Genomic DNA, 15,517 nt, shown 5'->3' with positions numbered 1-15,517 from the left:
TGAACGGCAGCCGTTTTGCTATCTAAGCGACAACCACTCGAATTAAAGGAAAGGACGCCATGCGGTTATTCATTTCTGGCATGTTGCTGTTATCTGTCCAATACGTAAATGCCGCCAGCAACTGTGATATCAACGCCATTGTGCAACATGCGTGGCCAGATGCAAAACCGACAGCGGAAGGCAAGCTACTCACACAACATAATCAGGTTATCGATATCACAGGTAACTCACCGCAAAGCGCAATTTGCCGTGTCTGGCCAGCCCACCCGGAACTGACCCTAGCGGCGATTCCGCTGATGGCACAACAATATAGCGATTACGATCGCATTGGCGATCTGGAGCTTCTGGTACTGGATTCCACAAGCCTCGACGTAAAACAGCGGCTACACCTGCCCGAACGTATGAATGACGATGCCATTCAAATTACCGGTCTGGCGCTGGATACTGCGCGCTGGAAAGTTACCCCAGATCAGACCGCATTTGGCTTACGAGTCGCCCGCACCGGCAGTTCCCGTGTAAATCCTTTTAGTGAAGATGCGCTATCGCTGTTTGTTATTGAAAATAATCAACTACGGGCGGTATTAAACGGAATCGTACTTGAGAATAGCACCGGTGAATGGGACGGGAACTGTGTGGGAACATTCCACGATATTAAACGCACCCTTGCCCTTGCGCCTGATTCACATAATGGGTACATCGATATTCGGGTAAACGAGAAAAACGTGGAATCAACGGCCTATACAGACGCCAACGAGCAGTGCGCATCAAAGGATAAACCGGGGAAAGCCAGTTGGGTACTGCGTTATGATGGCAAACAGTATGCCATCCCAAAAGAACTGTCCCCGTTGTTTTGAGAGGCAAAGCAGGAGATAGCATCACTATCTCCTGCTCTTCTGCCACACTTGTCTTTAGCGTCCTCTTCTCGCCAGTAGCGGGAAAATCAATCCCAGTCCAACCAGCACAAATGGCGTCACGATATTCAGCGTGAGCTGGAATGTCCACTCAGGGGTAAAGGCTTCCATTTTCGGGAAAATCCCGGTCAGACAGGCAAATGCGGTAAAGGCAAAGCACCAGATCCCCACGGTCATCGCAAGCGAGCGGTTGCGAATAAAGACATATTCCGATTTATATTTTTGCGCCAGGCGAATAACGGCAATGAACGCTACAAACACCCATAAATAACGCAATGGCATCACGACAGAGTTAAGATTCAATAGCCATTTATACAGGTTGTTCATGTCGCCAATTCCCAGCGTTGGCAACATAATCAAAATCGCCACCAGCACCAGCGTCAGAATATAACCATTTACCGGCGTACCGGAAGCGTTGGTTTTACACAGGCTCTCGGGAATATATTTACGATCAGCATCACCCAGCAGAACTTTAAGCGGTGCATCAATAGAAAATACCAATGCCGCAATCTGCCCCAGCGTATTGGCAATCGCGTAAATAACCATCAGCGAATTACCCATACCATAATACTCTCCCAATTTCTGGAAGGCGTAATATTGACCATTCGTCATCAGGTCATCTGGAATATGCCGGGAGTCAAACATCATTCCCATAGCCAGCGACCCGAGAATCGCGCATACCGCTACCATAACAGCCAGAACGAGCATCCCTTTTGGAAATTCTTTGCCCGGATTACGTGTCTGATTAACGTATGGCGAAATTTTCTCCGCACCGCCCACGGCAAATACCAGCATGGAGATCGTGGTAATGTAGGTAAAATCAATGTGCGGGATAAACGATTCCCAGGTGATATTGGTTGTCGCTATTTGCACATCCGTAATTGCAGGCGCGGTTACCGCCATCACGACATACAAAATGGACATCACAAACATCGCGATGCCTGCAACTGACCCAACAATTTTCAGTGACTTCATGCCACGGGACGCAACCCACATGAAAAAGACAAACAGCGCCAGCGTCAGCCCCTGCAACGCCACGACGGTGTACTCTTTAATCAACGAACCATCGCCCTTCAGCGCCCATCCCAGCGCAATCAGAATAGCCTGCGGTTTTTGCGCCAGATAAGGTATATGAACAACCCAATAGGTCCAGGCAGCAAGATAGGCCAACCCTGGCCCCATAGTATGTTTAATCCAGGTACTGACGCCGCCTTTACCCTCTTTAAAGGTTGAGCCAAGCTGCCCGACGATCAACGCATAAGGAATAAAATAGAGCGCGAAAATAAATATCCAGGAGGAGACAACAACCAATCCCTGATTAGCATAGTTGTTGACGACGTTACCAAAACCCCAGACGGTAATAAATGACATTAATGCAATGTTGTACCATCGCAATTGTTTTTCCTGCACACCAGCCATACGCAATCCTTTGTGGAAGCTTTTTGATTATCAATATATGAGGCGTGGGATTATGCGCGGTAAAATGAGTGAGCGGAAACGGCAGGATGTAAAACTATAACCTTCTGCACACTTTATTTTCAGGACAGACGTGTGCGATTAAATAATGCAGGTTCCCATAAAGCATACATAAACAGTATGTATGGGAACCTGTTCATATTCTGTTAAATCAGGTCAAATGTGCGCAATAGAATTGGGCGTATGGCCCGTCTTACGCAGCAGCATTAGTAAATAAATAAACGATACGCTGGCGATCATGATAAACAGCAAGCTATCTGAATAATTCTGCATCAACATCGCAGTAAACGAAGGCCCCAGCAGACTGCCCACGGTATAGCTCAATAGCAATGCCTGATTCATGGCGACCAGCTGATGATGTTCCACCTTTTCACAGGCCCAGGCCATCGCGACCGGGTAGAGGGTAAAGCCTGCCGCACCCAACATAAACAACGCGGGCGCCATCGCCGCCTGATTCAGCATGGCGATACTCCCTACGATCACCACGAAGACCTGGACGCGTAAAACCAGCAGACGTCCCAGCTTATCCGCCAGACGGCCAATCGGCCATTGACCCAGAATACCGGCACTTACCAGAACCGCCATCCAGAAACCAATGCTGGCGTTGCTCACCCCCTGATGGTTGAGATACAGCGGCATCAGGCCATACAAAGACCCCAGCACGATCCCGGAAATAATGCAGCCATTAACGCCCAGGCGCGCCTGACGCAACCTCAGCATGGAGACAATAGGCGTAGACTGCTGTTCATCACCCTGCTGATTAGCAATGCGCGTAAAGAGCAGTGGCAAAACACCCGCCAGGATAGTACCCGTCACCCACGGCAGGACGTTCATCAATTCTGTTGATACTTTACTAACCAGCAGTTGGCCTAAAAACGTTCCCACGTAATAGATCATCATATAGGCGGCAAGTAACCGTCCGCGATTACGTGACGTCCCGCTGCACATCAGCGCGCTTTCCACGACCACCCAGATCATGGCGCAGCCAACACCGGCGATAAAACGCCATGTCATCCAGCTCCAGAATCCCACCATAATCCCCAACCCGACACAGCCCGCGGCAAAAATAAGCGAGGCGATGTAATAGCTGCGGTTAAAACCAAGGTGTTTTATTAAATACCCTGTCAGCAACGTCCCTACCAGATTACCGGTAAAGTAAGACGAGCTCACCACGCCTACCTGCCAGGTAGGCAGATTTTCATGGGCGAGCCAAAGCGGGACGAGCGTGTTTAACACGGCGATCGCCAGGGTCAACAGAAGTAGCCCGCACAGCAATAGCATGACGGGACGGGTATAGGTGGACATGAATAAAAACCGTGAGGAAGTTCAAATTTCATGCGCATCATGCCACTGCTAAAAACATTGTCAATCGGCGGAATCAGAGGGCTGAGGCGCTTTCTGGTCGATCGATTTGCATTACTGATTCTTAATGTGAATAGATAAAAAACACAAAATCACATCTACTTGTTTTTATTGATCTAAAACAAAAATCTCGCGTTACGTTCAGTCGAAAAATTTCATGGACTCCCCTTACTTTTATTTCTTACTAAACTCTATGCGGGATGCTGAGCTGCATTGTCTTCAAAATAGAACAGTGAGTTCTTATTTATCTATCTAATCCAAATATCGTTCTTTTCGTAGACTTAAACTCATCAAATTTCCCCACTGATACTGAACAGGAGAAATACCATGACTAAACCTTACGTAAGACTTGATAAAGACAATGCGGCAGTACTGCTGGTCGATCATCAAGCTGGCCTGCTCTCTCTGGTTCGGGATATCGATCCCGATAAATTTAAAAACAACGTGTTTGCGCTCGGTGACTTAGCAAAATACTTCAACCTCCCAACCATTCTGACAACCAGTTTTGAGACAGGACCAAACGGACCGCTGGTACCGGAACTGAAAGCTCAATTTCCCGATGCGCCCTACATTGCTCGCCCAGGAAACATTAACGCATGGGATAACGAAGATTTCGTGAAAGCAGTAAAAGCGACCGGCAAAAAGCAGCTGATTATCGCTGGTGTCGTGACGGAAGTTTGCGTCGCTTTCCCAGCGCTCTCGGCTATTGAAGAAGGTTTTGACGTCTTTGTTGTCACCGATGCTTCAGGCACGTTTAATGAAATTACCCGCCATTCAGCATGGGATCGGATGTCTCAAGCAGGCGCTCAATTGATGACATGGTTCGGAGTAGCATGTGAACTGCACCGCGACTGGCGCAACGATATCGAAGGTCTGGCGACGTTGTTCTCTAATCACATTCCGGATTATCGCAATCTGATGACCAGCTATGACACGTTAACTAAGCAGAAGTAAAGACTGGGGCAAAACCCTGGCCTGACATGTAGCCGGATAGCGCGCAGCTTGAAGGCCTACGGATATTGTAGGCTTGATAAAGCACGAGGCGCCATCCGGCATATTATGGATTAACTCGCCACCGCCATACCGACGGTCATATGCAGCCCGTAGAACACGCCACGACCAATCAGCTCGCCGACTAACAGCAGAATAAACGCGACGGAAAGCAACGGAACGGCAGGCTGGTAACCCTTCACTTGCGGTACTATCCAGCAGCACAACGCTAACGCCAGCGCCACGATCCGCCACGCCATCAGCGAACCGTAATCCGGAACCAGCGCAGAGGCCTGTTGAATCGAACTGTGGATTGTCGCCAGTTCAGTCCCCTGCATTACCGACATGATGGCACTCACGACCAGAGCAAGCACTGATATAGCCGGCAGCAGGCGCATCGCCCAACCATCCACGCCAGCAATTCTCAGTAACAGATATCCCAGCAGCGGACCGCCCATAAACATCGTCAGGAAGAAGCCCAGCGGTGTCCAGACGCTGTACCAGGTCGGTACAGTATCGATGGTGTTATACACGCGCACCATCATCCAGACAAAAACCACACCCAGCACCATGGTGACAACTAACCACAGATTGCGTAATGCGGGCGACATTTTCTTCAACATAGCCAGCAGCCAGCCGATACCGCCAACGGCAAAGAAGAGTGAGCCGCTGGCAATTTCGTTACTCAACGCAGATGATCCAACGCGATTGAGTGAGTTAAAGGCGCGCATCGGTGAGCCCAAATGGAGCATGGAAGCAATAAATCCAATGCCCATTAATACCCACAGCCCAAACATGCAGGTAATTACGCGTTGCTGCGATTCTGGGCGTAAGCCCCCTTTCATCAACGCCAGCGCCAGAACAATAAAACCGCCAACCACACACTGTCCGAAGACCGTGAAGATCATCAGCGGCCATTCATGCCATCCACTTCCCATCTTACACCTCCTTCGGATTAGCCAGATAACCTGTGGTATCCCCGGTCGGGCGGCTATTGGCGTTAGGTTTGATGACAATGCTCGGTTTGGTAAAGTGCGCGCCCGGCAGTGGCGCAACCGCAGCCAAAGTACCGTGTTTTTTGCGCAGTTCATCAATTGGGCCAAAATCCAGCGCACGCAGTGGACAGGACTCGACGCAAATAGGTTTCTTACCTTCAGCGACGCGCTCATGGCAGCCATCGCATTTGGTCATGTGCCCTTTGTCAGCATTATACTGTGGTGCGCCGTAAGGACAGGCCATGTGGCAATAGCGGCAGCCGATGCACACATCTTCATCGACAACGACAAAACCATCTTCACGTTTGTGCATCGCACCGCTCGGACACACTTTGGTACAGGCCGGGTCTTCACAGTGGTTACACGCAATGGAGAGGTAATAGGCAAAGACGTTCTGATGCCAGACGCCGTTGTCTTCCTGCCAGTCACCGCCCGCGTACTCATAAATGCGGCGGAAGCTGACTTCAGGGGTTAAATTTTTGAAATCTTTGCACGCCAGTTCGCAGGTTTTGCAACCGGTGCAACGGCTGGAATCAATAAAAAATCCATACTGGGTTGTCATCGGTTACTCCTTACACCTTTTCAACCTGAACAAGGTTCGTGTGTGATGGGTTCCCCTTCGCGAGAGGAGACGGACGCTGGGTCGTCAGGACGTTAATGCAACCGCCCTGGTCCACGCGTTTTGCGTCCGGGTCATACCACGCCCCTTCGCCCAATGCCACCACGCCAGGCATCATACGCGGCGTTACTTTCGCCTCGATGTGCACTTCACCACGATCGTTAAAGATGCGCACCTTGTCGCCGTTGTTAATGCCGCGTCGCTGTGCATCCATCGGGTTGATCCACATTTCCTGACGGCAGGATGCTTTCAGAACATCCACGTTGCCATAGGTCGAGTGGACGCGAGACTTATAGTGGAAGCCGGTCAACTGCAGAGGGAATTTCTCCACCAGCGGATCGTTTAAGCTCTCAAAACCTGGGGTATAAATCGGCAGTGGATCAATCACATCACCTTCCGGCAGCTCCCAGGTTGACGCGATCTCGGCAAGCTGCTGCGAATAAATTTCGATCTTACCTGACGGCGTGGTCAGCGGATTGGCGTTAGGATCCTCACGGAACGCCTTGTAGGCCACGTGATGTCCCTGCGGGTCGCGCTGTTTAAAGATCCCCTGCTTGCGGAATTCTTCAAACGTTGGCAGTTCAGGAATGGCTTTGCGCGACTGCTCGTACAGATGACGCATCCACTCTTCCTGAGTACGACCTTCTGTAAACTGCTGCTCAACACCAAGGCGTTTCGCTAGCTCACTGGTCATCTGGTAGATAGTCTTGCATTCGAAGCGTGGCTTGATCGCCTGATCGGTGAAAATCACATACGACATATTTCCGCAGGAGGCATCCAGTGCGAAGTCCATCTGCTCCGAAGCGGTGCAGTCCGGCAGCAAAATATCCGCGTATTTCGCCGAGGAGGTCATATGACAGTCGATGACAACGATCATCTCGCACTTCTTATCATCCTGTAGGATTTCATGTGTGCGGTTGATATCAGAGTGCTGGTTAATCAGACAGTTACCGGCATAGTTCCAGATCATCTTAATCGGAACATCGAGCTTATCTTTGCCACGAACACCGTCACGCAGCGCCGTCATCTCCGGACCTCGCTCAATGGCGTCCGTCCACATAAACATAGAGATGCTGGTTTCGACTGGGTTTTCCAGCGTAGGCATACGTTCAAACGGCAAACTGTATGAGCCCTCACGCGCCCCGCTGTTGCCGCCGTTAATCCCAACGTTACCGGTAAGGATTGCCAGCATAGAAATGGCACGGGTCGCTATTTCACCGTTAGCATGACGCTGCGGTCCCCACCCCTGACTGATATATGCCGGTTTAGCACTACCGATTTCACGTGCCAGTTTGACGATTCGATCAGCAGGAATACCGGTAATTTGCGCTGCCCATTCCGGGGTCTTGGCGATACCGTCTTTGCCCTGCCCAAGAATATACGCCTTATAGTGACCGTTTTTCGGTGCGTCGGCCGGTAAGGTTTTCTCGTCGTAACCCACGCAGTATTTATCAAGGAACGGTTGATCAACCATGTTTTCGGTGATCAGCACATACGCCAGACCATTCACCAATGCCGCATCGGTACCTGGGCGGATCGGGATCCACTCATCTTCACGACCCGCGCCGGTATCCGTGTAGCGGGGATCGATAATGATCATGCGGGCATTGGATTTCTGTCGCGCCTGTTCAAGGTAATAGGTTACCCCACCCCCGCTCATACGGGTTTCACCTGGGTTATTCCCGAACAGAACCACCAGCTTGCTGTTTTCAATGTCGGACGGGCTGTTACCGTCTGCCCAGCCGCCGTAGGTGTAATTCAACCCGGCAGCGATTTGCGCTGAAGAGTAGTCACCGTAGTGGTTAAGGTAGCCGCCGCAGCAGTTCATCAACCGTGCCACCAGCGTTTTACCTGGCGGCCAGGAGCGTGTCAGGGTGCCGCCCAGCGTACCCGTGCCGTAGTTCAGGTAGATAGACTCGTTGCCGTAGTCTTTAATAAGACGCTGCATATTGCTGGCAATGATGTCGTAGGCTTCATCCCAGCTGATGCGCTCAAATTTGCCTTCTCCACGTTTGCCGACGCGTTTCATCGGGTATTTCAGACGGTCGGGATTATAAACGCGACGACGCATGGAGCGACCACGCAGACAGGCGCGGACCTGGTGCAAGCCGTCATAGTTGTCATCACCGGTGTTGTCGGTTTCAACATACTTTATTTCACCGTCTACCACGTGCATACGCAGAGGACAGCGGCTACCACAGTTCACCGTACACGCGCTCCATATGACTTTCTCATTGGCCTGTGTCGGATTAAGGGCTTCTGCAGCATTTGCAATACGGGTAAATGGCAGGGTAAACGCGCTACTGGCCACCGCCAGTCCGCCTATCGCCGTCGTTTTCACCAAACCTCGGCGACTAACCTCAGCTGCCAGCATGGCATCGGGGATCTTAGTTTTCATAGTGGCTCACTCTGCTGCTCACAATAAACAAAAGAGAAATACTCGTTATATAGATTTTTATATAGCGTTAATATCAATATACAGACTGGTAGATACTGAATTTGCGAAAAGACAGAGATAAATACTGACTTTCATTCGAAGGCAGTATTACTCCTATGGAGGTAAGCGTTATTGTCCGACGTCAAACGGGCATAAAAAAAGCGCCCTGAGGCGCTTTTTTAGCAAAGAAAGGTAGCTTAGCCGATAAATTCCAGGCCATTCATGTACGGACGTAACACTTCCGGAACCTGAATACGGCCATCAGCCTGCTGATAGTTTTCCATCACCGCAACCAGCGTACGTCCAACCGCCAGACCGGAACCGTTCAGCGTATGTACTAAACGGGTCTTTTTGTCGGATTTGCTGCGGCAACGCGCCTGCATACGACGAGCCTGGAAATCCCACACGTTGGAGCAAGAGGAGATTTCGCGATAGGTGTTCTGCGCCGGGATCCACACTTCCAGATCGTACGTTTTGCATGCGCCGAAGCCCATGTCGCCTGTGCACAGGATGATCTTACGGTACGGCAGGCCCAGCAACTGAAGAACCTTCTCGGCATGGCCGGTCATCTCTTCCAGCGCGTCCATAGAGTCTTCCGGGCGAACGATCTGCACCATTTCAACTTTATCGAACTGATGCATACGGATCAGACCACGGGTATCACGACCGTAAGAACCTGCTTCAGAACGGAAGCACGGCGTATGCGCGGTCATTTTGATCGGCAGCGCATCTTCGTCAATGATTTCGTCGCGAACCAGGTTGGTCAGCGGAACTTCTGCCGTTGGGATCAGCGCATAGTTGCTGCTGTCAGCTTCTTCATCCAGCGGACGGGTGTGGAACAGATCGCCAGCAAATTTCGGCAGTTGCCCTGTTCCGTACAGCGTGTCATGGTTAACCAGATACGGAACGTAGTTTTCGCTGTAACCATGCTGTTCGGTATGCAGATCCAGCATGAACTGAGACAGCGCACGGTGCATGCGCGCGATCTGCCCTTTCATCACGACGAAACGAGAGCCGGTCAGCTTAACCGCAGCGGCAAAATCAAGACCCGTGTGCATTTCACCCAGGGTAACGTGATCGCGCACTTCGAAATCAAACTCACGCGGAGTACCCCAACGGCTGACTTCAACGTTGTCATTTTCATCTTTACCCACCGGAACGTCGTCCGCTGGCAGGTTAGGAATGGTCAGCGCAATGTCGCGGATCTCGGCCTGTAAGGTATCAAGTTCAGCTTTCGCGGCATCCAGCTCTTCGCCCAGTTTGTTCACTTCCAGACGTAAAGACTCGATATCTTCCCCGCGCGCTTTTGCCTGGCCGATGGATTTCGATCGAGAGTTACGCTCTGCCTGCAGGTTTTCAGTTTGTACCTGCAGAACTTTACGACGCTCTTCAAGAGCGCGCAGCTTATCTACATCCAGCTTAAAGCCCCGGCTTGCCAGTTTTTCTGCGACTGCGTCTGGCTCATTACGCAGCAGATTGGGATCGAGCATGCTTATCCTGTGCTTATCGAATTAAAATAGGAGAAAGTGACCACAGCCTGCGGTCACAGGGATACAGAGACAACATTACCGCAACGATAACACTAACGGTAGCGTTTTATAGGGCTATTTTGATCCTGTCCGGCGAGCCAGGCGAGCTTTTCGCCAATCTTGCCTTCAAGACCTCTGTTTGTGGGGTGATAATAGCGCGTTTGTGCCATTTCCTGCGGGAAGTACTCTTCTCCGGCGGCATAGGCATTTGGTTCATCATGGGCGTAACGATACTCCTGACCATAGCCCATTTCTTTCATCAGCTTAGTTGGCGCATTGCGCAGGTGGACTGGCACGTCGTAATCCGGACGTTCGCGGGCATCAGCCAGCGCGGCTTTGAAGGCGGTGTAAACCGCATTACTTTTCGGCGCGCAGGCCAGATAAACAATCGCCTGAGCAATCGCTCGTTCACCTTCCGCGGGTCCCACACGGGTAAAGCAGTCCCATGCGGAAATTGCCACCTGCATGGCGCGAGGGTCGGCATTGCCGACATCTTCAGAGGCAATGGCCAGACAGCGACGGGCAACATACAGCGGGTCACCGCCTGCACTAATGATGCGCGCATACCAATAAAGTGCCGCATCCGGGGCGCTGCCGCGAACCGATTTGTGTAATGCGGAGATGAGATCGTAAAAACGATCGCCTTTATTATCGAAGCGTGCGCTGCGTTCACCGGCAATTTCAGTGAGCAATTCTGGTTTCAATACGCGCTTACCGGAATCATCAACTTCGGCCATATCGGCCATCATTTCCAGCGTATTCAGCGCTCGCCGCGCGTCGCCATTCACCAGTTCGGCAATCGCCCGACGCGTCTCTGGTGGCAGTACGATATCCTGGCCGCCGTAACCCCGGGCTTTATCTGACATCGCCTGGTCCAGCACCTGTTCAATATCGTCGGTGGTTAACGATTTCAGTAAATAAACACGCGCCCGCGACAACAGTGCCGAGTTCAGTTCAAACGAGGGATTTTCAGTGGTGGCGCCAATAAACGTGATGGTACCGTCTTCAATATGCGGTAAAAACGCATCCTGTTGGCTTTTATTAAAACGGTGAACTTCGTCCACGAACAGGATCGTACGTCGACCCGCGTTACGATTCTGACGCGCCCGCTCAATCGCTTCACGAATTTCTTTTACACCAGACGTGACCGCCGAAATTCGTTCAACATCGGCGTTAGCGTAACGGGCAATAACTTCGGCTAGCGTGGTTTTCCCCGTCCCTGGCGGACCCCATAAAATCATAGAGTGCAGGTGCCCGGCCTCGATGGCGCGCGGCAAGGGTTTACCCGCAGCCAGCAGATGCTGCTGGCCGATGTACTGCGCTAAATTTTCTGGCCGCATACGTGCGGCCAGTGGCTGAAAGGTATTATCAGAAAAGTCGAGCGACAGATTGCTCACTCACACGCCTCTACTTACGTTGATCGTCAACCGTTACACCTTGCGGCGGGGTAAAGGTGAATTTCGAAGGTTCAATCGCACCATTCTGCTGAGATTTCAGCTGATAGCTGCTGCGCTGATCGTCTTGCTCAACGGCACTGAACTGATGGATCGTCCCGTCCCGCCCAACATTGATAGTAAACTGCTTCAGGTTACCGCTGCTGGTTTTTGGCGTCAGCACGAAATCATCGCCGTTTTGCTTAATGTTGTACTGTTGCCAGTCGCTGGCCTGGTTACGCGCAATCAGCATAAACGGCGTGTTGCCCGTAGCGTCTTTCAACCAGGTCGCAGTCGCCTGCTCAACAAACGGGTTAAAGAACCACAGCGTTTTACCATCGGAAACCAGAATGCTCTCGTCAGGCTGCGTCATATGCCAGTTAAACAGATTAGGGCGTTTAACCCATAAGTCGCCCTGACCTTCCTGCACCGCCGCGCCGCTACCGTCCGTGACCCTCTGAGTAAAGCTGGCATGGAAGCTACTGACTTTATCCAGACGGCTTTTCAGGTCGCTGGCAGCATCAGCCCAGACGCTGCTCACCACAAAGCTAGACAGTAATGCACAGGTGATTGCGATTCTTTTCATCGTTATTCCTCAAAATACGTCACTCCCAACGGGGAGATCCCTCTGCTATCCATTTCAGGCCAAAAATCAGCATGAGGAAAGTAGAAAAATACTGAATTACTTAACTTTGCAATCATTCGAAGGGCGGCGGAGCCAGCACTTCACGATTACCATTATGCCCTTGTTCGCTGACTATTCCCTGCGCTTCCATCTGTTCGATGATGCGCGCCGCTCGGTTGTAACCGATACGGAACTGACGCTGGACGCCGGAGATTGAGGCTTTGCGTTTCTGAGTAACAAAGTTCACCGCCTGATCGAACAGCGGATCCAGTTCTTCGCCACCATCAAAGCCGCCACCGCCACCTTCGCTTTCGCTGTCAGAGGTAATGCCATCAACGTATTGTGGACGGCCGCGCGCTTTCCAGTCCTGAACTACCGCGTGAACTTCTTCATCGCGTACAAAGGCGCCGTGTACACGTACAGGGATCGTCGAGTTTGGTGCAGAATAAAGCATGTCACCCATACCCAACAGCGATTCCGCGCCGCCCTGGTCAAGGATGGTACGCGAGTCAATTTTACTGGACACTGTAAAGGCGATACGCGTCGGGATGTTCGCTTTAATCAGACCAGTGATAACGTCAACTGACGGTCGCTGGGTTGCCAGCACCAGGTGGATACCCGCCGCACGCGCTTTTTGCGCCAGACGAGCGATTAGTTCTTCCACCTTTTTGCCAACGGTCATCATCAGGTCAGCGAATTCATCCACCAACACCACGATATACGGCAGTTTTTCCAGCACCGGATGCTGAACATCCATGCTGTCGCCCGGCTTCCAGTATGGGTCTGGAATCGGACGTCCCATACGGGCGGCTTCAGCAATCTTATCGTTATAACCGGCAAGGTTACGCACGCCAAGCGCCGACATCAGTTTGTAGCGACGTTCCATTTCATTGACGCTCCAACGCAAGGCATTGGCGGCATCTTTCATGTCGGTCACAACTTCAGTCAGCAGATGTGGAATACCTTCATAAACAGAAAGTTCCAGCATTTTCGGGTCAATCATGATAAAGCGAACGTCTTCCGGCTGCGCTTTGTACAGCATGCTGAGGATCATGGCGTTCACCCCAACAGACTTACCGGAACCGGTTGTCCCTGCCACCAGCAGGTGCGGCATTTTAGCCAGATCGGCCACCACCGGTTCGCCCGCAATATCTTTGCCCAGCACCACAGTCAGCGGAGATGAGTTATCACGGAATTTAGCGTTATCCAGCACTTCTCGCAGATAGACGGTTTGACGTTTTTTGTTCGGTAACTCCAGTCCGACATACGGTTTGCCTGGAATAACCTCGACCACACGTACCGCCGCGGTCGACAATGAACGCGCCAGATCTCGTGACAGGTTAGAAATACGCGCTGCTTTAACCCCTGGAGCCAGATTAAGCTCAAAGCGGGTAATCACCGGGCCAGGAGAATAGTTCACCACATCGGCTTTAATGCGGAAATCCGCCAGACGCGCTTCCACCAGACGTGCCATTTGTTCCAGTGCGAACGTATCTATCGGCTCAACTTCGCTCGGCGGCGGCGTGAGCAGATCTAACGATGGCAGCGGCGTGCTTGGACGGTGCGCCGGACGACTATCCCCATTACGCATCAGCAGCGGATGGATCAGACTATCCTGCGGCGGCGGTGTAACAGGCTGCGCTGGCTGCTGATAATGCTGCTGCGGTGCAACTGGCTGCGCTGGCTGTTGATAATGCTGCTGCGATGCAACTGGCTGCACCGGTTGCTGGTAGTGCTGCTGCGGTGCAACAGGCTGCGCTGGTTGCTGATAATGCTGCTGTGGTGCAACTGGCTGTGCCGGTTGCTGATAGTGCTGTTGCGGTGCAACTGGCTGCGCCGGTTGCTGATAGTGCTGCTGCGGTGCAACTGGTTCCTGGTACTGCGGCGCGGGCTCCGGCATTACGCCAGGCGTAAACAGCGGCTCATGCGGCCCCTCATCCACCAGCGTTTTCATTGGCGAAAATTCAAAGTCATCGAGGGAGAATGGATTCGCTCCGGCAGGCTGTTCACCGGAATAACGCTGCTGCTGAGAAGACGCAAACTGGCGAGCAAGCTCCGCTTCTGCGGCTGAATCTTCGTCATCAGTCTGGTGGGTTTCGTCCTGATACTCTTCGCCATAACGATGCTGCTGCGACTGAGCGAACTGACGTGCCAGCTCGTCCTGCTGCATTGCATCCATTTCATCGTCACTGTACGCATCTGTATCAAGCTGCTCTTCGCGCGCTTTCTCTTCAGCCATACGCTGTGACGGCAGTTTTATGCCATATGAAGCCAGTTCACGACGAGTAGGCACGCGCACACGATTCGGACGCGGCAACTGCGGGCCAATGCCCTCTTTCACCTGCGGACGCGGCGTACCGCTGCCTGCAAGGCTAAAGACAGGTGCTGCGGCAGCGGCACCTGCCCCTAACGCGGCGCTTTTTACGCCAGCGGCCAGCGGTGCAACGGCAGCAACAGACTCAACGGGTGGTATGGATGCAGTCGCCGGCATAGATGGCGTAGACGGCTTAACACGCTCAGGCTCCTGAGCAGGTTCTGGAATCGGCTGATACCATGCGGCCAGTTGCTCACGCTCACGCGCACGTTTCTCTTCGACTTCTTCAAAGTAATAGAGCGGCGGACGAGTCGGTTTAACTTCTTCAACCACCGGCTCAGGTTCCACCACTGTTGGTTGTTCAACCACAGGCTGCTGGAACGTAGTGCTCTGTTGAAAAGTTGGATCCTGCTGATAAACAGGTTGCTGCACAGGCTCCGGCTGATAACCAGGCTGCTGGAATGCGGTGTTCTGTTGAAAGGTCGGATCCTGTTGATAGACAGGTTGCAGCACGGGCTCCGGCTGATAAACAGGTTCCGGCTGCGGCGCGACAGGCTGCGTATAAACAGGTTCAACGGGCTGCTGTGCGTAATATTGCGGCTGCGGACTCTGCTCCACAACCGGTTGTTGCCATGGCTCATACGGTTGCTGCACCGGAGGTTGCGCGTACTGGGCTGGCTGCGGATAACCTTCAGGCGCTGGTGCAATCGCGGCATCACCGGTTTGCGGGCCAGGCACGGGTTGCCAGGCCACAGTTGGGACCGGTTGCTCCATAACAGTGTTGGTCACGGGTGACGTTTGCAGTAACGGATCGACCGGTGCGCTC

General features: G+C 52.3%; 11 protein-coding genes. 2 read left to right on the top strand and 9 right to left on the bottom strand.

What is annotated here, in order from left to right; all coding sequences use genetic code 11:
- Window positions 1-59: 59 nt before the first annotated feature.
- Window positions 60-854 carry a hypothetical protein gene (locus FDW94_RS06510; RefSeq protein ID WP_249358329.1) on the top strand — a complete coding sequence of 265 codons (795 nt, stop codon included), beginning with the start codon at window positions 60-62 and terminating at the stop codon, window positions 852-854.
- A gap of 54 nt (window positions 855-908) precedes the next feature.
- On the opposite strand, the gene FDW94_RS06505 is transcribed toward FDW94_RS06510, so the two are convergent.
- On the bottom strand, window positions 909-2,330 hold the full coding sequence (locus FDW94_RS06505) for an amino acid permease (RefSeq protein ID WP_003035749.1): 1,422 nt from the start codon (window positions 2,328-2,330) through the stop codon (window positions 909-911).
- A gap of 213 nt (window positions 2,331-2,543) precedes the next feature.
- On the bottom strand, window positions 2,544-3,692 hold the full coding sequence (locus tag FDW94_RS06500; RefSeq protein WP_003831907.1) for an MFS transporter: 1,149 nt from the start codon (window positions 3,690-3,692) through the stop codon (window positions 2,544-2,546).
- Between the two features lie 384 nt (window positions 3,693-4,076).
- Here FDW94_RS06500 and ycaC point away from each other — a divergent pair, with 384 nt between their 5' ends.
- A complete protein-coding gene (ycaC, locus tag FDW94_RS06495) occupies window positions 4,077-4,703 on the top strand; it encodes an isochorismate family cysteine hydrolase YcaC (protein WP_137377322.1) in 627 nt (208 codons plus the stop codon).
- A 110-nt stretch (window positions 4,704-4,813) separates the two neighbouring features.
- On the opposite strand, the gene FDW94_RS06490 is transcribed toward ycaC, so the two are convergent.
- The 7 genes from FDW94_RS06490 to ftsK form a co-directional block, all read right to left on the bottom strand.
- Window positions 4,814-5,677, bottom strand: a complete 864-nt coding sequence (locus FDW94_RS06490; protein WP_003831906.1) for a dimethyl sulfoxide reductase anchor subunit family protein — start codon at window positions 5,675-5,677, stop codon at window positions 4,814-4,816.
- A 1-nt stretch (window position 5,678) separates the two neighbouring features.
- Entirely contained in the window at window positions 5,679-6,296 is a 618-nt protein-coding gene (gene dmsB, locus FDW94_RS06485; RefSeq protein WP_003831905.1) for a dimethylsulfoxide reductase iron-sulfur subunit DmsB, read from the bottom strand.
- 10 nt (window positions 6,297-6,306) lie between these two features.
- A complete protein-coding gene (dmsA, locus tag FDW94_RS06480) occupies window positions 6,307-8,751 on the bottom strand; it encodes a dimethylsulfoxide reductase subunit A (protein ID WP_008784257.1) in 2,445 nt (814 codons plus the stop codon).
- A 236-nt stretch (window positions 8,752-8,987) separates the two neighbouring features.
- The gene (gene serS / locus FDW94_RS06475; protein ID WP_003831902.1) at window positions 8,988-10,280 is read right to left on the bottom strand and encodes a serine--tRNA ligase; all 1,293 of its coding nucleotides are present in this window, start codon (window positions 10,278-10,280) and stop codon (window positions 8,988-8,990) included.
- A gap of 92 nt (window positions 10,281-10,372) precedes the next feature.
- Window positions 10,373-11,716: a replication-associated recombination protein RarA gene (gene rarA, locus FDW94_RS06470; protein WP_003836910.1), complete on the bottom strand. Its 1,344-nt coding sequence runs from the start codon at window positions 11,714-11,716 to the stop codon at window positions 10,373-10,375.
- 10 nt (window positions 11,717-11,726) lie between these two features.
- Complete coding sequence (lolA, locus tag FDW94_RS06465; protein ID WP_137377321.1) at window positions 11,727-12,338, bottom strand: outer membrane lipoprotein chaperone LolA; 612 nt, start codon at window positions 12,336-12,338, stop codon at window positions 11,727-11,729.
- Window positions 12,339-12,450: 112 nt separating this feature from the next.
- The coding region (gene ftsK, locus FDW94_RS06460) for a DNA translocase FtsK (protein WP_249358327.1) at window positions 12,451-15,517 on the bottom strand (3,067 nt) is incomplete at its 5' end.

Source organism: Citrobacter sp. wls757, assembly GCF_005280935.1.
Lineage (GTDB): Bacteria > Pseudomonadota > Gammaproteobacteria > Enterobacterales > Enterobacteriaceae > Citrobacter > Citrobacter portucalensis.
The sequence above is the reverse complement of the archived record's forward strand: the minus strand, read 5'-3'. Positions and strand labels throughout refer to the sequence as shown.